Genomic DNA, 20272 nt, shown 5'->3' on the forward strand with positions numbered 1-20272 from the left:
ACTGCGCATGGATATGCCTAAGAGCCCGATTTCTTCGGCCAGCGATTCAGGGGCCTACACCGACCTCAATCGTCTGAACTCGTTGAAAAACGGTGACAAGAATAGCGAGGGCAACCTGAAAAAGGTGGCTCAGGAGTTCGAATCGCTGTTCGTCAGTCAGATGCTCAAGGCCATGCGTTCAGCCAACGAAGTGTTGGCCAAAGACAACCCGATGAACACCGCAGCGACCCGTCAGTACCAGGACATGTACGACCAGCAGCTGGCGGTTTCCATGTCCACCAAAGGCGGCGGTATCGGCCTGCAGGATGTGTTGATGCGCCAGCTCTCGAAAAACAAGAGCGTGCCACCGGTAGCTGCGGACGCCGCGACCACCGACGGCGCGAAGGCTGAGGGTGCAGTCGCGCCCGCCAAGACCGCACTGGCCACCAGCGTTTATCAGCGTCCTTTGTGGGCCACGCGTTCGGCGGCGGCGGATCAGGCGGCAGCCGCTGCGGCGGCCAACGGCGAAGGCCGCAACGACATGGCGATGCTCAATGCGCGTCGCCTGTCGCTGCCGACCAAACTGACCGATCGGCTGCTGGCCGGCATTGTTCCAAACACCGCCAACGCCTTGTCACCCACCGCGCGCACAGCTGCTAATGTCGCCGGCGGCAGTGTTGTTGGCAAAGGCAATGGCGACTGGACGCTGGACCCTAATTTCGCACCGGCCACGCCCAGTTATGTGCGCAGCATGGCGCAGCCGCCACTGGCTCCGGCCAAGCGCGCGTTCAGCAACGCCGATCAGTTTGTCGCAACCATGTTGCCATTGGCCAAGGAAGCCGCAGCCCGAATCGGCATCGATCCAACGGTGCTGGTTGCCCAGGCGGCACTGGAAACCGGCTGGGGCAAATCCATCATGCGTCAGCAGGATGGCAGCAGCAGTCACAACCTGTTCGGTATCAAGGCGCAAGGCAGCTGGAAAGGTCCAGAAGCCCGGGCGATCACCAGCGAGTTCCGTGACGGCAAGATGGTCAAGGAAACGGCGGACTTCCGTTCCTATTCGTCCTATGCCGACAGTTTCCACGACTTGGTCAGCCTGCTTCAGAATAACGATCGCTATAAAGAAGTCGTGAATTCGGCCGATAACCCGGAACAGTTTGTAAAAGAATTGCAGAAGGCTGGTTATGCCACTGACCCGGACTACGCCAGCAAGATTTCGCAAATCGCCAAGCAGATGAAGAGTTACCAGACTTACGCAGCCGCAACGGGCTCTTCCACTACTTTATAAGGCTTGAACCATGTCACTGATTTCAATTGGGCTCTCAGGGCTGACCGCAAGCAGTGCCGCGATGAACACCATCGGTAATAACACGGCAAACGTGGATACCGCCGGATACTCGCGTCAGCAGGTCATGACCACCGCTTCGGCGCAGCAGAATCTGGGCGCCGGTTATATCGGCACCGGTACGACGTTGTCCGATGTGCGGCGGATCTACAACAGCTATCTCGATACCCAATTGCAAACCAGTACCGCGCTCAGTGCCGACGCGACTGCCTATTCGGGCCAGGCCAGCAAGACCGACACGCTGCTGTCCGACACCGCGACCGGTATTTCCCCGGCCCTCGCGTCGTTTTTCACCAATCTGCAAGGGGTCTCGACCTCGGCGACCGACACGACTGCGCGTTCGTTGTTCCTGCAGCAGGCGTCGGCGCTGGGCGCGCGATTCAACTCCATCGCAGCGCAACTGAACACCCAGAGCTCAACCATCAATACCCAGCTGACAACGCTGGCCGATCAGGTCAACAATCTGTCGACTTCGATTGCCAAGCTCAATAAGCAGATCACGTCCAGCTCTGCCACCGGCACCACGCCGAACAGTCTGCTGGATGCGCGCAATGAGTCGGTCCGCCAGCTCAACGAGCTGGTCGGCGCCAAAGTGGTTGAAAACAACGGCAACTACGACGTCTATATCGGTACTGGTCAGGCACTGGTGAACGGCAGCACCGCCAATACCATGACCGCTGTGCCGAGCGCTGCCGACCCGGCGCAGTACAGCGTCAAGATTTCCTCCGGCTCGACCACCACTGACGTGACCTCGGTCATCACCGGTGGCAGCATCGGCGGCCTGCTGCGCTACCGCAATGAAGTCATGACGCCCGCCATCAACGAGCTGGGCCGCGTGGCGCTGGTGCTGTCCGATCAGGTCAACAGCCAGCTGAACCAGGGTGTCGACAGCAACGGGGCGTTTGGCAGCAATCTGTTCAACAGCATCAATGACCTCAGCCAGATTACCCAGCGCAGCATCGGCAAGACCGGTAATACGCCAGGTACAAGTAACCTGAACGTCACGATCACTGACACCAGCAAACTGAGCGCCAGCGATTATTCGGTGACATTCAGCGACAACGATAACTACACGATTCGCAGCCTGCCCGATGGCACCGCCGTCGGCGCCGGCAAGATCAGCGATCCGAGCACCACGCCAGCCGGTTTGGGTTTTCAGGTGTCGCTGCCTGCGGCAACCGTGCCGCCCAGCACACCTTTTGCAGCCGGTGACTCGTTCACGTTGACGCCGACCCGCAACGCCGCTGCAGCGCTGACGACGGTTATCACCGATCCGAAAAACCTCGCTGCCGCCGCGCCATTGACGGCAACAGCAGGTGCCAGCAACTTGGGCAGCGGTACCTACACCCAACCGACGCTGACCACCCAGGCCAATATCTACGACTCGGTTGGCACTGCGGATCTGCGTAACGCCATCAAAGACACCGCGCCGCTGAAATTGTTGTTCGGCCCTGTTACCTCGGGCTCGCAAAGCTATCAGTTGCTGGATGCGACGGGTGCTGCAGTGCTTGACAAAAACGGCGTCGCGGTCACTGGGACCATCGTTCCCGGCCAGAGCAATGTGCTGAGCCTGCAGGTGGGCTACACCGACTCGGCAGGCGCCGCTCAGGCTTACTCGTTTGACATGACGATTGCCGGCGCGCCGAGCAATAAAGACACTTACAACATTGCCCTCACCGGCGCTGGTTCGGCCGATAACCGCAATGCTATTGCGACAACCGCCTTGCAGACCAAGCAAACGGTCGGCGTCGGCGCGAACGGTTCCACGGGTCTGAGCCTTGCGGGCGCCTATGGCTCGCTGGTATCGACCGTCGGGACCTACGCCGCACAAGGCAAGACCGATACCACTGCAACCGCCGCGCTGCTGACCCAGTCAAAAAGCGCGCGTGACGGAGTATCCGGCGTTTCCCTCGATGAGGAAGCCGCCAACCTGGTCAAATATCAGCAGTACTACACCGCTTCGTCGCAGATCATCAAAGCGGCACAAGCCATTTTCAGCACGCTGATCAACAGTCTTTAAGGAGTCGTAATTCATGCGTATTTCAACTGCCCAGTTTTACGAAACCAGCTCTGCCAACTACACGCGCACTTACGCCAATGTCATCAAGACCGGTGAGGAAGTCGCCAGTCAGATCAAGTTGAATTCCGCTGCCGATGATCCGGTGGGCGCCGCGCGGGTTCTGCAACTTGCCCAGCAGAACTCGATGCTGACCCAGTACGAGTCGAATATCAGCGCCGTCAGCACCAACGTGACCAAATCGGAAACGGCGCTGAGGAGCATCCAGACTGCCTTGCAGAGCGCTTCCGAACTGATCGTCAAGGCGGGCAACGGCACCTATACCGATGCGGATCGTGCCTCCAACGCTGCCGAACTCAAAGAGCTGCAATCGCAGATCCTGAGCCTGATGAACAGCCAGGATTCCAACGGCCAATACTTGTTCTCCGGCTCCAAGTCCTCCGTGCCTCCGTACTCGCAAAATCCTGATGGCACCTACGCTTACAACGGCGACCAGACGGCGATCAATCTGGCCGTCGGCGACGGCTTGAGCATCGCCGGCAATACCACCGGTTGGGATGCCTTCGAGTCTGCAATCAACACTACCCGGACGTCGGCCACCTTGACGTTGCCGGCTGTTGATGACGGCAAAATCAGTTTGTCTGGCGGGATTGTGACCTCCAACGCGAACTACAACAGCCAGTACGTCAGCGGTCAGCCTTACACCGTCACGTTTCTGAGCAGCACCCAGTACAAAATTACCGATGCCGCGCTCAATGATGTGACCGTAGACGCCAGCGGCACTGGCACTTTTTCCTCAGCCGATGCGGCTAATCAGGTGATCAGTTTTCGCGGCGTGGACCTGTCGCTGAACATCAATTTGACGGCGGCGGAGCGGGCCTCGACGACCGCCGCTGATAATGCGTTGAAGGACCATACGTTCGTCCTGGCGGCAACCCCGGACCAGATCAGTACCACCGCGAGCCCGGGTAATTCGGTGCCCAATGCTGTAATTACGGGTGCTACGGTCGGGACTTCGACCGCAGATCTGGCCGCTTACAACAACAGCTTCCCGCCAGGCGGCGCAATCATCAAGTTCACCAGCGCGACTGATTTCGACCTGTACGCGTCGCCAATGACCAGTTCCAGCGCCAAGATTTCCAGTGGCAGCACCAGCCCGGCAACCAGTGCTTCGGGCATCACGTTCCAGGTCAGCGGCACCCCGGCTGTGGGCGACACGTTCGTGGTCAAAGGCGGTACGCAGCAAACGCAAAACATCTTGAATACCTTGTCCTCGGTGATAACCGCCCTCAATACTCCAGCGGATGGCAATCCCGTGGCCAGCCAGAAATTGCGCGCTGCGCTGGACTCTGCGTTGGGCAACGTCGCCAGCGGTAGAGAGCAGGTGTCCAGCGCAATTTCAGCCGGAGGGGCACGTCAGGCCAGTGCGGATGCGCAAGGCACCACCAACGATTTGCTCAAGGGCAACAACACTGTTGAGCAGGGCAAGATCGTCGACTCCGACCCGGTGGATGCGATTGGTCGCCTGACCATGCAACAGACGATGCTGACCGCTTCCCAGCTGGTGTTCACTCGGGTTTCCCAGTTGAACCTGTTCAGCAAGCTTTAAGCGCAAGGCCGCAAGGACGCGGCATGTTACCGAGCATCAACCGTCTTTTTCAGCGGTTAATGGGCATCGTCCGCCAGACCGGATGCCCGCCGCTCGCGAGTAAGCCCTGTGAATTCAGCACCCCGCGTCAGTATCGTCATCCCCGCTTTCAATCCGCGTTTCTTCCAGGCGGCTTTAGCCAGCGCCCTGAGTCAGACCTGCGCCAATCTGCAAGTTATCGTTTGCGACGACAGTCCTGGCAACGACATTAAAGCCATCGTCGATTCCTTTGCGGGACTTGCCACGGATCTGCGCTATGTGCGCAACGCGCAACACTTGGGCTTGGTGGGTAACCTCAAGGCTTGCCTGGATGAGGCCGACGGCGAATACATCAAATTTCTCTGCGACGATGATCAGCTCTTCCCCGCGTGTATCGCGCGTCAGGTTAACGCCTTTGTCGAGCAGGAGGATGCCAGATTGGTGTTCGGTCAGCGTCTGTTCTGGGACGCCGACAGCATGCAGCTGCCGTCGCGTCTGGAAAACAGTGCGCTTGCACCCGCCAGTAGCATCTTCAAAGGCGATGACTTGTTGGCGATATTCGAGAACTTTCCGGTCAACTTTCTCGGTGGTTTTAGCAACGCGCTGTTTCTGCGTGCTGATGTTCTGGAGTTACTGCCAGCGTTGACCCAGCCGGGCCATTGTTTCGTCGCGACCCTGGACTTCGCGCTCTACGTCTGCTTGATGCGGCGTGGCAATGTGGTGGTACTCAACGACGTTCTGGGTGTAGAGCGCCTGTACCCGGAGCGTCTCAGCCGCCAGCAGCCAATGAAGGATGCGGCGCTTGAGGAAAGACAGTGGCTATTGCAGATGCTCAAAGCCCGAAGCGGGGAATCGGCACCCGCAGCAGGCTGGGTTCGTTACCTGCCGCTGACCCGCGCCGCAGAATCGCCACGGGTCTGGGATGAGCTGCCGCTCAGTCGGTCCCTGGGCACCAAACAGACCACGCTCCCATGGCGGGTAGGCGTAGAGAGCCTGAGTTTCACCGAACTTTATACCCAGTGGCTGGCTTGCCGGACGTTGTCCGAACCTCAGAAACTACGACTGGCCGATACTCTGGATTCATGGCCATGGCGGCCGAAAATAGTGCCGGTAATTATTGACGAGACACCCGATGGAGCTGGCGTGGCAGTCACTCTGCGCAGCCTTGTCGGGCAACTCTACACACCGGACTTGATACTGGTACTGTCGACTGCCTACAGCGAAGTTTCGGTCGATGAAAACATCCTGAGGATGCCGTTTCAGGCGGGCTGGCAGCAGCTCAACGAGGTGCTCGGGCAGCTCGACGGCGCCGACTGGGTTTATCTGCTGCGTGCGGGGGATCGTCTAGTGGAGCCAGCGTTGCTGGTGCTCGCCGAGCGCATCGTGGCCTTTGACGACGCGCGTTGCATGTACAGCGACGAGGGTAGACTGCGCGAAGGCGAATCCTCGGACCCGGCGTTCAAGCCGGATTTCAATCTCGATCTTATGCGCAGCTATCCCTACGTCGGGCGCATTCTGGCGTTTGAGCGGTCGGCGTTGCTGGCGGCGGGAGGCTTTGATTCGAGCTTTGGTGAGCTGGCGCCCCACGACCTGCTTTGGCGTTTAGTGGAAAGCCACGGTACGCAAGTGGTGGAGCACATCAGCGAACTGCTCGTTGAGTGCCAGTCGGGGCTCTCTCAATGGCTGGCGTCTCCCGACGTTCTTGAGCAGAACACTGCGCTTGTGCAAGCGCATCTGCAGCGTCTGGGTGTTGTCGCTGAGGTACGCCAGGGCCACATCGAGTTGATTAACCGGGTCGATTATCAGCATGCGAGTCGCCCGCTGGTTTCGATAATCATTGCTGCCAAGGATCAGCTTGGCGCCATGCAGCGTTGCGTCGATAGCCTGTTGGAGAAGACGGCTTACAGCGAATACGAAATTCTGTTGGTGGACAACGGCAGCGAACAAGCCGAAACCCTGGCCTGGCTGAGGGGCATCGCGCAGCTGGGCAGCAGCAAGTTGCGCGTGCTCAGTTCCCCGCAACCGAGCGGTCTCGCCGGGCTGCGCAACTTTGCCGCGCAGCATGCCGATGGTGATTATCTGCTGATGCTCAACCCAACGGCGGTGATTACTCAAGCGGGATGGCTGGACGAATTGCTCAATCACGGGCAGCGTCCCGAAGTCGCAATCGTTGGTGCCAAGCTCTTCAACCCGGACGGTCGTATTCTCCATGCGGGGGTAATCCTCGGCCTGCAGGGACCGGCTGGCGTACCGTATTACGGCGAGCTGATGAATGTCTCTGGCTACATGCATCGATTGCATGTGGTGCAGGATCTGAGTGCCGTAGGCGGCGATTGCTTGCTGGTTCGCAAGGCGGTATTCGACGAAGTCGGCGGGCTGGACGAGGAAGGTTTTGCGCACAGCCTGAGCGAAATCGACTTGTGCCTGCGTATCCGCCAGCGCGGCCATCTGGTGGTCTGGACGCCTTATTCGCAGCTGGCGATGGGTTCGCAGCCAGCGGTGGGTGCTGACCCTGTCATCCAGGAACGGCAAGCCAGGGACCGCGAAGGGTATTACAAGCGCTGGCTGCCGATCATTGCCAGAGATCCGGCATACAACACCAATCTCGCGCTAAATACGATGGGCGGTTCGAGTTTCAATCTTGAACCCGGTCTGCGAACCGGCTGGAACCCGTTTGTCAGCAAGCCGCTGCCGGTGGTGGCCGGGTTGCCGATCAATGCTTCGGCGGTCGGCCATTATCGCGTGACCCAGCCTATGATCGAACTGCAAGCGGCAGGCCGGGTGACGGGGCGGATTTATTACGACATGCCTACCATCATTGAGCTTGAGCGCCTGGCACCGGATGCGATCATCTTGCAGTGTCGCTACAGCGAAGGACCCATCAATGAAATCATCCCGCTGAAGATGTACTCTGCGGCTCGCCGCATCTATGAGCTCGATGACTACGTTGTGCAAACCACGAAAAAGAACGCCCATACCCGTAACAAGCCTGGAAGTGAAGAGATGGAGCGACTGGTGCGCAAAGGCATCGGCCTCTGTGATCGCGTTGTCGTGACGACTTATCCCTTGGCCGATGCGTTGTCGAGCATGCACAACGACATTCGTGTCGTGCCAAACATGCTTGCGCCCCATCTATGGGACGATTTCCATTGCAAACGACGGGTTGCCAGCAAGCCTCGGGTTGGTTGGGGTGGCGGCACCAGTCACAGTGGCGATCTGGAGGTCATTGCCGACGTTGTTCGCGAGCTGGCCAATGAAGTTGAATGGGTGTTTTTCGGCATGTGTCCCGCGGAGCTTCGGCCTTATGTGCACGAGTTTCATGGGGTTATTGACCTGGATAGCTACCCGGCCAAGCTTGCCAGCCTGAACCTCGATCTGGCGCTAGCACCGCTGGAGTTTCATATCTTTAACGATTGCAAAAGCAATCTGCGTCTTCTCGAGTACGGCGCCTGCGGATATCCGGTGATATGCACCGACACCGCGTCGTATCGCGGTTATCTGCCCTGCACACGAGTGGTCAGTAACAGCACCGAAGAATGGGTGCAGGCAATTCGCATGCACCTGGCCGATCCCGATGCCAGCTATCGCATGGGTGATGAGTTGCGTGAAGTGGTGTTGCGCGACTTCATGTTGCGCGGCGATAACCTGGAGCACTGGGTCAACGCCTGGCTCGGCGACTGACCCCTCGCTGTTTTTCCTCTGTCGTCGCTCGGGTATCCGAGCTGGCGCGTTTCCTGCAAGTTCCTCTTGGGATCGCCATAAATCGGGCATAGCGGCTTGGCCGCTTGCAAGCGTTGGGCGCTGGTTGTCTGGCTGGCAGTAGATGCACTAATGCCCGGTACGGTCAGCGCAGAACAAGAGGGAAGTAGATGAAGGCAGTAATTCTGGCGGGTGGCTTGGGCACAAGGATCAGTGAGGAATCGCACCTCAAGCCCAAGCCAATGATCGAGATCGGCGGCAAGCCAATTCTTTGGCACATCATGAAGCAGTATTCGGCTCATGGTATCCATGACTTTGTGATTTGCCTTGGCTACAAGGGCTACGCGATCAAGGATTTTTTCGCCAACTACTTTCTGCACACCTCGGACGTCACCTTCGACATGTGCAACAACCGCATGGACGTGCATCAGAACTACAGCGAGCCGTGGCGCGTCACCTTGATCGATACCGGCGAAGACACCATGACCGGTGGCCGTTTGCGCCGGGCCAGCCGCTACGTAGAGGACGAAGAAGCCTTCTGCTTCACCTATGGCGACGGCGTTTCCGATCTCAATATCAGTGCGCTGGTGGACTTTCATCTGTCCCACAAACAATTGGCCACGGTCACCGCCGTGCAGCCTCCGGGTCGCTACGGCGCACTGGAGCGCGATGGCCATCTGGTGCGCGGTTTCACGGAAAAACCCCGTGGCGACGGTGGCTGGATCAATGGCGGCTTCTTTGTGTTGTCGCCCAAAGTGCTGTCGCTGATTCCCGACGACGAGACAGTCTGGGAAGCCGAACCTTTGATGGGCCTGGCTGAGCGCGGCGAACTGGCTGCGTTTCAGCACGACGGTTTCTGGCATCCGATGGACACCCTGCGCGACAAGAATTACCTCGAACAACTGTGGCAGAGCGGGGAGGCCCCGTGGAAGCAGTGGGTCTGAGTTCGCAATTCTGGAGTGGCAAGCGGGTATTGCTCACTGGCCACACCGGATTCAAAGGCAGTTGGTTAACGCTATGGCTGCAAAGCCTGGGCGCCGAGGTCAGTGGTTTTGCCCTGGCACCCTCCACCGAACCCAGCCTGTTCGAACTGGCGGGCGTGGCCGACGGCATCAACGATCAACGCGGCGACCTGCGTGATCTTGGCGCCTTGCTGGAGCTGATCGCCGAGACGCGGCCGGAGATTGTCTTGCATCTGGCCGCCCAGCCATTGGTGCGCGAAGGCTATCGCGATCCGCTGGGCACCTATTCCAGCAATGTCATGGGCACCCTCAATCTGCTCGAAGCCATTCGCCAGATCGGCGGCGTGCGCGCCTGCGTGCTGGTGACCACCGACAAGGTCTACGCCAATCAGGAATGGCTCTGGCCCTATCGCGAGAATGAACCCCTGGGCGGGCATGATCCCTACAGCAGCAGCAAGGCTTGTTGTGAGTTGCTGGCCCAGTCCTATGCGGCGTCGTTCTTCGCTGCGGATCGGTATGCCGAACACGGCCTGGCCCTGGCCACCGCGCGCGCGGGCAATGTGCTGGGCGGCGGTGATTTCGCCCCGGAGCGCTTGATTCCGGATGTGCTCAAGGCCTGGTCGGCCAATGAGCCGGTGACCTTGCGTTACCCGCAGGCGGTGCGCCCGTGGCAGCACGCCCTGGAACCACTGGCGGGTTATCTATTGCTGGCCGCAGGTTTGTACGAGCATGGGCCGGCATTTGCCGGTGCCTGGAACTTCGGCCCCGGCGAAAACGATATGTGCAGCGTCGGTGAAGTGGTGCAGCTGCTGGCCAGCCGCTGGCCTCGCGGACCGGGCATGCGTATCGAACCCAGCGAACTGCACGAAGCCGGCCTGTTGCGTCTGGACAGCAGTCGCGCCCATCAGCTGCTGGCGTGGAAGCCGCGCTGGTCGCTGCAACAATGCCTGGAACACACGCTGGATTGGCACCTGGCCTGGAAGTCCGGCCAGAACATGCGTGAGATAACCCTGGCTCAGTTGAGCCTGTATCGGGGGCAGCCGTGAGCGAATTCCTGTTGAAGGCATTGCCGTTACCGGGACTGTTCAGCGTGCAGCACAAGCGCCACGAAGATACTCGCGGGCATTTTTCCCGGTTGTTCTGCGAGGGCAGCCTGAGCGGCTTTGACCAGCCGTTTCATATTCGCCAGATCAATCATTCCTGCACGCGCGAGCAAGGCAGCGTGCGTGGCCTGCACTATCAGAACGGCGACCATCCGGAAGCCAAGCTGATTACCTGCCTGCGCGGCGAAGTCTGGGATGTGGCGGTGGATTTGCGCGCGGATTCGCCAACTTTTCTGCACTGGCATGCCGAGCATCTGCGCGCTGGTGATGGCCGCAGTCTGCTGATTCCGGCGGGCTTTGCCCATGGTTTTCAGACCCTGACCGATGATGCCGAATTGTTGTACCTGCACAGCGCTGACTATGCGCCGGAGCATGAGGGCGGCCTGTCTGTATATGAGCCGCGTCTGGCGATTGCCTGGCCGCTGGCTGTCAAAAATCTGTCGGCAAGGGATGCTTCTCATCCACTGCTGGATTCCCGGTTTAGCGGAGTGCACGTATGAACTGTCGCGGTTGCGGCACCCTGTTGAATCTGCCGTTGATCGATCTCGGCACTGCGCCGCCTTCCAATGCGTATCTGCGCCCGGAACAGCTGGAAGTCGCCGAGCAATGGGTGCCTTTGAAAGTTCAGGTCTGCCAGTGCTGCTGGCTGGTCCAGACCGAGGATTACACCAGCGCCGAAAGCCTGTTTGATGCCGATTACGCTTACTTCAGCTCGTTCTCCAGCACCTGGCTGGAACATGCCGAGCGTTATGTGGCAACCATGGTCGAGCGCTTTGGCCTGACGGCCGAGAGTCGCGTGGTGGAAGTCGCCGCCAATGACGGTTACCTGCTGCAATACGTGGCCAAACGCGGCATTCCTTGTCTGGGCATCGAACCTACCCGCAGCACCGCCAAGGCCGCGCGGGAAAAGGGCCTGGAGATTCGCGAACTGTTCTTTGGTCGTGAGACCGCGTTGCAGCTGGTCGAAGACGGCTGGGCAGCCGATCTCATGGCGGCCAACAACGTGCTGGCTCATGTGCCGGATATCAACGATTTCCTGGCTGGCTTCGCGGTACTGCTCAAGCCGGAGGGCGTCGCCACCTTCGAATTTCCGCACCTGCTGGCGCTCATGGCCGGTGCGCAGTTCGACACGCTTTATCACGAACACTATTCCTATCTGTCACTGACCGCCGTACAGACGTTGTGCGAGCGCAATGGGCTGGAAATCTTTGATGTCAGCCATCTGCCGACGCACGGTGGCTCGCTGCGGGTATTCGTGCAGCGCGCGGACGGCAAACGTCGCGCGCAGCAGCCCGCCGTGCAACAGGCACTGGCCGCCGAATTGCTGGCTGGCGTCACCCGCCCCGAGTTCTACGCGACCCTGGCACCGGCCGCCGAACGCATCAAACACGAACTGCTGCGCTTTCTGCTGCAGGCCAAGGCCGAAGGCAAGCGCGTCGTAGGTTATGGCGCGGCCGCCAAGGGCAATACCTTGCTCAACTATGCCGGGGTCAAACCGGACCTGCTGGCCTGGGTGGCGGATGCCAACCCGCACAAGCAAGGCAAGTTCTTGCCGGGCAGTCGTATTCCGGTGGTGGGCCCCGAGCGCATCGCGCTGGAAAAGCCGGATTATGTGCTGGTCCTGCCGTGGAATCTGATAGATGAAATCACCCGGGAGTTTGCCTGCGTCAGCAGTTGGGGTGGACGTTTTGTCGTTGCGATTCCGGAGTTGAGTTTTCGATGAGCAGAATTCATTACACCAAACCCAGCGTTGGCGAGCTTGAAGCGTCTTATGTCCTGGATGCCGTGCAGAACGGCTGGGGCGAGCGCTGCTACGACTACCTCAATCGTTTCGAAAAAGACTTCGCCGAACACATAGGCGCGAGCTGGGCAATTGCCACTTCCAGCTGCACCGGTGCGCTGCATATGGGGATGGCGGCACTGGGTATCGGTGCCGGCGATGAAGTCATTCTGGCCAATACCAACTGGATCGCATCCGCCGCGCCGATTACTTATCTGGGCGCGACGCCGGTATTCGTCGACGTGTCGCCAATCAGTTGGTGCCTGGATCCCGCTAAAGTCCGGGAAGCGATTAGCCCGCGCACCAAAGCCATCGTCGCTGTGCATCTGTACGGCAATCTGTGCGACATGGACGCGTTGTTGGCGATTGGTGAGGAATTTGGTATTCCAGTGATTGAAGACGCCGCCGAAGCCATCGGCTCCCAATGGCGGGGCAAACCTGCCGGATCACTGGGCGCGTTCGGCGCGTTTTCGTTTCATGGCACCAAGACCATGACCACCGGCGAAGGCGGCATGTTCGTCACCTCGGATCGAGCGATCTATGAGCGCGTGCTGACGCTGTCCAATCATGGCCGGGTCGCGGGCAGCTCGCGGCAGTTCTGGCCTGACTTCATTGGCTTCAAATACAAGATGAGCAACCTGCAGGCGGCCATCGGCTGCGCCCAGGTCGAACGGATCAATGACCTGATCGAACGCAAGCGGGCGATCTTCGATACCTACGCCCAGGCCCTCTTGCAGATTCCGGGCCTGAGCATGAATCCGCAGCCGGACCATTCGCGCAATGGCTACTGGATGCCCACCGTGGTGTTCGCCGAGTCGACTGGCGTGACCCGGGACATCCTCATCGAAGCGTTCAAGGCTGACGATATTGATGCGCGGGTGTTTTTCTGGCCGCTGTCGTCGTTGCCGATGTTCGAGCATACGGACCCAGACCAGGCACCCGTGAATACCCCGACCGCATTTTCACTGTCGGAACGGGCAATCAATCTGCCCAGTTATCACGACATGACGGATGCCGATCAGCTGCGAGTCATCGCCGTGCTTCGCGATCTGTGCAGCGGCAGAGGCCTGTTGTGAACATTTATCTGCTGGGCGCGGCAAATCCGGAAGCCGTGCGCATGATCGGCTCGGTCAGTCGCGCCAATGCGAACGTTGAGTTTGCGTTTCTCGACAACAACCCGGCCAGGCACGGCACGCTGTTTTTTGGTGTGCCGGTCATCGGCGGTTCCCAGCGTGTGCCCGAGTTGAAAGGGCCGGACGCGCGCTTCGTCAATCTGATCACTGGCTCCACTGCGCTGCGTTATGAAACCACCTGTGAGTTGGTCGAGCTGGGCGCGACGCTGACCAATTTCATCCACCCCGGCATTGACCTGAGCATGACCCGAATGGGCGTCGGCTGCTATTTGCAGGCGGGCGTGATCATGCAAGCCGATGTCGAGCTGGGTGACAACACTAGCATCAGTTCCGCCTGCGTTATCGGGCATGAGGGCCGGATCGGCCACTCGGTGTTCCTGGCACCGGGTGTCTGTATCGCCGGTTGCGTGGAAATCGGCGATGGCACGTTCATTGGTATCAATGCCACGGTCCTGCCACGTCTGCGCATTGGTCGCTGGGTCACCATTGGCGCCGGAGCCTTGGTGACCCGGGACGTGCCGGACTACGCCGTGGTGGTGGGTAATCCCGCCAGAATAATCAGATCGAATGCGGCGTCCTATCAGGATGGCCGGGTTTTCAGTTCAACGCCGCACCCTATTTCGGAGCGTTTCCAATGAATCCCCACGAGCAGTTTCGGGAAGAAGTAAAACAAAACATTGATGGCCTGGAACAGGACAAAGCGCTGCAGGCCACATCACTGGACTGGGTTGGGACCACGGCCAAACACAAGTACACCTACAACTTCAGCTGGATGGGGCGCCCGATCATTCAGTTCCCCCAGGACATGGTCGCCATGCAGGAAATCATCTGGGCATTGCGGCCGGATGTCATCGTGGAAACCGGTATCGCCCACGGCGGCTCGCTGGTGTTCTACGCATCAATGCTGCAGTTGATCGGGCATGGCGATGTATTGGGCGTGGATATCGATATCCGTCAGCACAACCGCGAAGCCATCGAAGCGCATCCGATGAGCCACCGGATTCAAATGATCCAGGGTTCCAGCATCGATCCGGCCATCGTCGAGCAGGTCAAACAGCGCATTGCCGGCAAAAAAGTCCTGGTAGTCCTGGATTCGAACCATACCCACGAACACGTTCTGGAAGAGCTGCGTCTTTATGCCCCGTTGGTCTCGGTTGGCAGTTATTGCGTGGTGATGGATACGGTGGTTGAGGACATGCCCGAAGACGCGTTTCCGGATCGGCCATGGGGCAAAGGTGATAACCCGAAAACCGCCGTCTGGGCCTACCTGAAAGAAAATCAGGATTTCGAAATCGATGCCGCCATTCACAGCAAGCTGCTGATCACGGTTGCCCCGGACGGTTATCTACGCCGGGTGCGTTGATCGCGGGTTGGTTTGTCGTCTGAATCCTTTTTGTTTATTCATCGGTTGTATGGGGAAGATTTATGCAAGGCATGTACGGCTCGGAAAACGCTCTGCCACTGAACGAACTGCTTACCGTGGTTTTGATAAGCCACAATCGGCCAGCATTTCTGCGTCGCGCTGTTCAGTTTTACAGCGCATTGCCTTGCAAGGTATTGATACTGGATTCCTCCGCCGAGCGTACTGAAGGCGTGGCAGGGGTTTTTGAATCCATGGAGTACGAGCATCTCCCGCACATCGGTTATTGGGGGATCCAGGCCAAGCTTGATTACGGCGTCAGGAAAATCACCACCCCCTATATGGTTTTCGCCGCCGACGACGACTTCATCGTCCACCAGGCGTTGGAACAGTCGGTCAGTTTTCTGCAGGCCAATCCGGATTATGGACTGTGCCACGGCTATTGCCTGATGTACCTGACTCAAGCCAATAGAGTCAGGTATTACCGGCGCGACAAGAAGGTTTGTGAGGATTACGCTTCAGATGTGGCGCAGGATCGTATTCTGGACTTCATGGGCCAGTACATCCCGCCGTTCTACGCCGTTCACCGTACTTCGCTGCTGCGCGACTGGTACGACGCAATGCCTGACGGAACCATTTTCCAGTGGCAGGAGATCGGCCATGCCTGGTACATGCTGGCGCGAGGCAAGGCGCGGATCCTGCCGATCCCTTACGTCGTGCGGGAGATCAACTACATTTCCTCGGAACACGCCACCGAGATTTTTCATACCCTGACGTTTACCGATCCCAAGTCGGTCGCTGACCGTGAACGATTTGCCGGTTTGCTGGCAGCACTGCCCATCCGGCTCCGGGAAGGCGACACGCAGCAAGCCGTCGAATCCGTCCTGGAAAGTTTCGAGGCACTGGCCGACAGCCTGCGATATGGTCGAGCCTTGACCGCCGAGCTGATTGTCGAGTCAGGCTGGGGTAGCGCAACGATGCAGGCTGAGCGGCGCTTTGGGCCCCGGCAGTACGTAGAAATGCCGTTTTACAATCAGAGCTTTTTTGATTTACTGAGCGACTTTGAGTTCATGCTGCACACCATGCCAGCCGGCAAGCTGCAACTGGAAGGCCTTGAAGGGATCTGGACGCGCCAGCAAGAGCTGATGCGTCCACGCAACAACGACACGCCGGAGAGTGTTGTCGATCGACTGTGGCTGGCGCTGGATTGCAATATATTCAACCGTGAGGTGGTCAGCCGCCTGGCGAACCAGTTGAATGTCATTGGTGACGACGATGAGGCACGGAAACTCCTGACCTGGGAAGCGCGCCTGAACACATTGCCTGACCCTGATAATCGTCAGACCTTCGATGCCACGCGCTCCGGTCGTCTGCTCAAGTGGCTGGACGCACGCAACCCTGATTCCAGCGAGTTGCAGCTGATCAGCGACGCTGTGCGCGCCCATGATGGCGGCCCCCGGTTCGGGCTGCTGGTGTTGAACCTCGACGGCGATGTGGCCGCTCTGCAGGTCACGCTGGACAGCTTGCTGGAAGGCCACTGCAAAGCCTTCAAAATTGTGGTGTTCACCACGGCAGAACCGCCTGCGGCAACCACCGCGGACAACACCCTGCACTTTGTGAAAGTCAGCCAGGCGAACTACGTCGACAAGCTTAACCAGAGCGTACGCCAGCTCACCTGCGAGTGGCTGCTGTTGGCAAATGCGGGCGATCAGTTCACCGCAAGCGGTCTGTTGCGGGCAAGTCTGGAATTGCTGGCGGCCCCACAATGCCGCGCGGTCTATGCCGATGAGATTCATCGTCAGGACAACGGTGCGCTCGTCGATGTGTTTCGCCCGGATTTCAACCTGGACTTGCTCCAGAGCCTGCCGGGCTTGATGGCTCGACATTGGTTGATTCGTCGCGACGTTCTGGTCGAAGCAGGTGGCTACTCGGCTGAGTTCGCCAACGCGCTCGAATTCGATTTGCTATTGAGGATCATCGAGCAAGGCGGCATGGCCTGGCTGGCGCATATGAGCGAGCCATTGCTGATCTGTGACGCTCCAGTGCTGGAAGAGAATGTCCAGGAGCGGCTGGCGCTGAGTCGCCATTTGACGGCCCGTGGTTACAAGGCCCTGATCACCTCGGAGCTGGCAGGAACCTATCAGATCGATTATCGCCACAGCGAACGCCCGCTGGTTTCCATCATTGTCCACGGCCAGTCCGAACTGGTCGATTTACAGCGTTGTGTGACCAGCATTCTGCAGCGCACCCGTTACACAAAATTCGAAGTGCTGATCGGCGAAAACGCTCGAACGACGCCCGAAACACTGGAATGGCTGGCGGCTCAACAGCAACCGAACGGCCGGATCAGGCTGATCGAATCCGAGGATGTGTTCGGTGCATCCGCGCTGATCAACCACCTGGCTCGTCAGGCCAAGGGTGAGTACCTGGTCCTGCTGGCCTCCGATAGTGAAGTGGTCAGCCCTAACTGGGTAGGCAGCCTGCTCAATCAGGCCATGCGCCCTGAAGTCGGCGTGGTCGGCGGCAAACTCATCGATTCGAAAGGCAAGGTAACCCAGGCCGGATTGATTCTGGGAATGAACGATGGGGTGGGTTCGGCATTCGTGGGCGCCAAGGATGTTCCAGGCTATATGCATCGCCTGAGCCAGACCCAGAACTACTCGGCGGTCTCCTCGACCTGCATGATGATTCGCAAGGAACTTTTCGACGCCGTTGAAGGTTTCAACGAGGATGCTTTTGCTGAGGCGTTCGCCGATATCGATCTGTGCCTGAACATTGGCCAGGCCGGTTACCTGGTGGTTTGGGTGCCTCAGGTGCAGATTACTCATCCGGGCGAACTCTCTGATGCACCGCAGGCGCTTGCTGCCTTGCGGGATAAGTGGGCGGATTTGTTCGACAACGATCCGGCTTACAACAAGAACCTGAGTCTGACCGGCAACGGTTTCGACCTCGGCGCCCCGAGTGCAGTGAACTGGGCGCAATTGCTCGCGTAGGTTCGATACCGGTCAGAGGATTCAAGGATGTTCAACGGCAAATCCATTTTCATCTCCGGCGGTACCGGCTCGTTCGGCCGCCAGTTCATCCGCACCCTGCTTGAGCGCTACGAGCCCAAGCGGGTGGTGGTGTTCTCTCGGGATGAACTCAAGCAGTACGAAATGCAGCAGGAATTCTCCGCGCCGTGCATGCGGTTTTTCCTGGGCGACGTGCGCGATGCCGACCGCTTGCTGCAAGGCATGCGCGGCATCGATTACGTGGTGCATGCCGCAGCGCTCAAGCATGTGCCGGCTGCGGAGTACAACCCGACGGAATTCATCCGCACCAACGTCAATGGCGCGGAGAACATCATCGCCGCCGCCATCGCCAATGGCGTGAAAAGCGTGATTGCGCTGTCCACCGACAAGGCGGCCAGCCCGATCAACCTGTACGGCGCAACCAAGTTGCTGTCCGACAAATTGTTCGTCGCCGCCAATAACATTGCCGGGGATCAGCCCACGCGTTTTGCGGTGGTGCGTTATGGCAACGTGGCCGGTTCCCGGGGCTCGATCGTGCCGTTCTTCAACAAGCTGATTGCTGGCGGCGCTACGGAACTGCCGATCACCGATCCGCGTATGACCCGCTTCTGGATCACCCTGGATCATGGCGTGGATTTCGTGATGCAGAGTTTTGCCCGCATGCATGGCGGCGAAGTGTTCGTGCCGAAGATTCCGTCGATTCGCATCGTCGATCTGGCCCAGGCCATGGGCGCCGAATTGCCGCACAAGCATATCGGCATTCGTCCCGGTGAAAAACTTCATGAGTTGATGGTGCCACTGGACGACGCGCGCATGACTCTGGAATTTGCCGATCACTACACCATCGTGCCGTCGATCCGCTTCAATAATATCGATGCGGATTTCAGCCTCGACGCGAGCGGCGAGCAAGGCAAGGCCGTGGCCGATACCTTCGAATACCGTTCGGATATCAACCCGCACTTCCTGTCGGTCGGCCAGATCGGCGAACTGCACGCTGATATCCAGCCATGATTCCCTATGGTCGGCAGAGCCTTGATCAAGCCGATATCGACGCGGTGGTCGAGGTGCTGCAATCAGACTGGCTGACCCAGGGGCCAATGCTGGAACGCTTCGAAGTCGCCATGGCCGCCCGTGTTGACGCAGGCTTTGCCGTGGCAGTGTGCAATGCCACGGCGGCGCTGCACATGGCCTGTCTGGCGGCGGAACTCGGGCCGGGTGACTGGCTCTGGACGACACCCAATACGTTTCTTGCTTCGGCCAATTGCGGGCGCTATTGCGGCGCTGATGTGGACTTTGTCGACATCGATCCGCTGACCTGGAATCTCGATGCCGAGCTGTTGGCGCGCAAGCTCGCAGTCGCCGAGCGCGACGGACGACTGCCCAAGGTTTTGGTGGCCGTGGCGTTTTCCGGGCAGAGCTGCGACATGCGCAGCATTGATCAATTGGCCACGCGCTACGGGTTCACGGTGATCGAGGACGCGTCACACGCGGTGGGTGCCGCTTACGCCGGGCGTCCGGTGGGTTGTGGCGAGTTTGCCGCGATGACGGTGTTCAGTTTTCACCCGGTAAAAATTATCACCACCGGGGAGGGTGGCATGGTCATGACCAACCGCCCCGAGCTGGCTGAGCGCTTGCGCCGTCTGCGCAGCCACGGCATGACTCGTGACCCGGCGCACATGGATGAGCCCAGCCATGGCCCGTGGTATTACCAGCAGGTCGAGCTGGGCTTCAATTACCGGATGACCGACATTCAAGCTGCGTTGGGTTTGTCACAACTGCGCAAGCTGGATGCGTTCATTGCCCGACGTCGCACCCTTGCCGCTCGCTATCAAGTGGCGCTGGCCGATCTGCCGCTGACCTTGCCCAGCGCCCAGGCCGAGGCTGAATCGGCCTGGCATTTGTACGTCGTGCGCCTGCACACCGAGCGCCTTGGCCTGACCCATAGGGAGGTTTTCGAAGCCTTGCGTGCAGCCGGGATCGGCGTCAATCTGCACTACATTCCCGTCCACTTGCAGCCGTATTACCGGGAGCTGGGGTTCAAGTCAGGCGATTTCCCCGAGGCCGAGCGCTATTACGCGCAGGCCATCAGCCTGCCGATCTTCCCGGCCATGAGCGAAACCCAGCAGGACTACGTGATCGAGCAGTTGCAGCGTTTGCTCACCACCGGCAAGGCGTAACGCTCGGCCCCCACTGAACTGATGGTAGAAATGCGATATGCGTGAATTGACTGAACAGGAAGAGTTTTGCGTCCGGGAT

The 20272-nt window shown here is 59.2% G+C and carries 14 protein-coding genes; all 14 read left to right on the top strand.

From position 1 onward, the window contains the following. Positions 1–7: 7 nt before the first annotated feature. Positions 8–1267, top strand: coding sequence for a flagellar assembly peptidoglycan hydrolase FlgJ (gene flgJ / locus AABC73_RS08415; RefSeq protein WP_341523187.1), 1260 nt, complete (start codon positions 8–10; stop codon positions 1265–1267). A gap of 10 nt (positions 1268–1277) precedes the next feature. Then, positions 1278–3344, top strand: coding sequence for a flagellar hook-associated protein FlgK (flgK, locus tag AABC73_RS08420; protein WP_341523188.1), 2067 nt, complete (start codon positions 1278–1280; stop codon positions 3342–3344). Positions 3345–3357: 13 nt separating this feature from the next. After that, positions 3358–4950, top strand: coding sequence for a flagellar hook-associated protein 3 (locus AABC73_RS08425; protein WP_341523189.1), 1593 nt, complete (start codon positions 3358–3360; stop codon positions 4948–4950). 108 nt (positions 4951–5058) lie between these two features. Beyond that, positions 5059–8649 (top strand): glycosyltransferase, encoded by a 3591-nt coding sequence (locus AABC73_RS08430; RefSeq protein ID WP_341523190.1) that lies wholly within the window; start codon positions 5059–5061, stop codon positions 8647–8649. Positions 8650–8837: 188 nt separating this feature from the next. Next, entirely contained in the window at positions 8838–9611 is a 774-nt protein-coding gene (gene rfbF / locus AABC73_RS08435; RefSeq protein WP_341523191.1) for a glucose-1-phosphate cytidylyltransferase, read from the top strand. Next, positions 9593–10675 carry a CDP-glucose 4,6-dehydratase gene (rfbG, locus tag AABC73_RS08440; protein WP_341523192.1) on the top strand — a complete coding sequence of 361 codons (1083 nt, stop codon included), beginning with the start codon at positions 9593–9595 and terminating at the stop codon, positions 10673–10675. Before rfbF ends, rfbG begins: the two co-directional genes overlap by 19 nt. After that, complete coding sequence (gene rfbC / locus AABC73_RS08445; RefSeq protein WP_341523193.1) at positions 10672–11232, top strand: dTDP-4-dehydrorhamnose 3,5-epimerase; 561 nt, start codon at positions 10672–10674, stop codon at positions 11230–11232. Before rfbG ends, rfbC begins: the two co-directional genes overlap by 4 nt. Then, on the top strand, positions 11229–12455 hold the full coding sequence (locus tag AABC73_RS08450) for a class I SAM-dependent methyltransferase (RefSeq protein ID WP_341523194.1): 1227 nt from the start codon (positions 11229–11231) through the stop codon (positions 12453–12455). The genes rfbC and AABC73_RS08450 overlap by 4 nt, the downstream gene beginning before the upstream one ends. Further along, positions 12452–13588: a DegT/DnrJ/EryC1/StrS family aminotransferase gene (locus AABC73_RS08455; protein ID WP_341523195.1), complete on the top strand. Its 1137-nt coding sequence runs from the start codon at positions 12452–12454 to the stop codon at positions 13586–13588. Before AABC73_RS08450 ends, AABC73_RS08455 begins: the two co-directional genes overlap by 4 nt. Then, positions 13585–14283: a NeuD/PglB/VioB family sugar acetyltransferase gene (locus tag AABC73_RS08460; protein ID WP_341523196.1), complete on the top strand. Its 699-nt coding sequence runs from the start codon at positions 13585–13587 to the stop codon at positions 14281–14283. Before AABC73_RS08455 ends, AABC73_RS08460 begins: the two co-directional genes overlap by 4 nt. Beyond that, positions 14280–15008, top strand: a complete 729-nt coding sequence (locus AABC73_RS08465) for a cephalosporin hydroxylase family protein (RefSeq protein ID WP_341523197.1) — start codon at positions 14280–14282, stop codon at positions 15006–15008. The genes AABC73_RS08460 and AABC73_RS08465 overlap by 4 nt, the downstream gene beginning before the upstream one ends. Positions 15009–15070: 62 nt before the next feature. Next, complete coding sequence (locus AABC73_RS08470; RefSeq protein ID WP_341523198.1) at positions 15071–17998, top strand: TIGR00180 family glycosyltransferase; 2928 nt, start codon at positions 15071–15073, stop codon at positions 17996–17998. 27 nt (positions 17999–18025) lie between these two features. Continuing rightward, positions 18026–19027, top strand: coding sequence for a UDP-N-acetylglucosamine 4,6-dehydratase (inverting) (pseB, locus tag AABC73_RS08475; protein WP_341523199.1), 1002 nt, complete (start codon positions 18026–18028; stop codon positions 19025–19027). Next, positions 19024–20193, top strand: a complete 1170-nt coding sequence (gene pseC / locus AABC73_RS08480; protein ID WP_341523200.1) for a UDP-4-amino-4,6-dideoxy-N-acetyl-beta-L-altrosamine transaminase — start codon at positions 19024–19026, stop codon at positions 20191–20193. The genes pseB and pseC overlap by 4 nt, the downstream gene beginning before the upstream one ends. The last annotated feature ends 79 nt before the right edge of the window (positions 20194–20272 follow it).

The organism is Pseudomonas sp. G.S.17 (assembly GCF_038096165.1).
GTDB lineage: Bacteria > Pseudomonadota > Gammaproteobacteria > Pseudomonadales > Pseudomonadaceae > Aquipseudomonas.

Bases quoted from the DNA above. Each gene is read 5' to 3' on its own strand.
- flgJ (WP_341523187.1), top strand. From the start codon at position 8: ATGGATATGCCTAAGAGCCCGATTTCTTCGGCCAGCGATTCAGGGGCC.
- flgK (WP_341523188.1), top strand. From the start codon at position 1,278: ATGTCACTGATTTCAATTGGGCTCTCAGGGCTGACCGCAAGCAGTGCC.
- AABC73_RS08425 (WP_341523189.1), top strand. From the start codon at position 3,358: ATGCGTATTTCAACTGCCCAGTTTTACGAAACCAGCTCTGCCAACTAC.
- rfbF (WP_341523191.1), top strand. From the start codon at position 8,838: ATGAAGGCAGTAATTCTGGCGGGTGGCTTGGGCACAAGGATCAGTGAG.
- AABC73_RS08450 (WP_341523194.1), top strand. From the start codon at position 11,229: ATGAACTGTCGCGGTTGCGGCACCCTGTTGAATCTGCCGTTGATCGAT.
- AABC73_RS08455 (WP_341523195.1), top strand. From the start codon at position 12,452: ATGAGCAGAATTCATTACACCAAACCCAGCGTTGGCGAGCTTGAAGCG.
- AABC73_RS08465 (WP_341523197.1), top strand. From the start codon at position 14,280: ATGAATCCCCACGAGCAGTTTCGGGAAGAAGTAAAACAAAACATTGAT.
- AABC73_RS08470 (WP_341523198.1), top strand. From the start codon at position 15,071: ATGCAAGGCATGTACGGCTCGGAAAACGCTCTGCCACTGAACGAACTG.
- pseB (WP_341523199.1), top strand. From the start codon at position 18,026: ATGTTCAACGGCAAATCCATTTTCATCTCCGGCGGTACCGGCTCGTTC.
- pseC (WP_341523200.1), top strand. From the start codon at position 19,024: ATGATTCCCTATGGTCGGCAGAGCCTTGATCAAGCCGATATCGACGCG.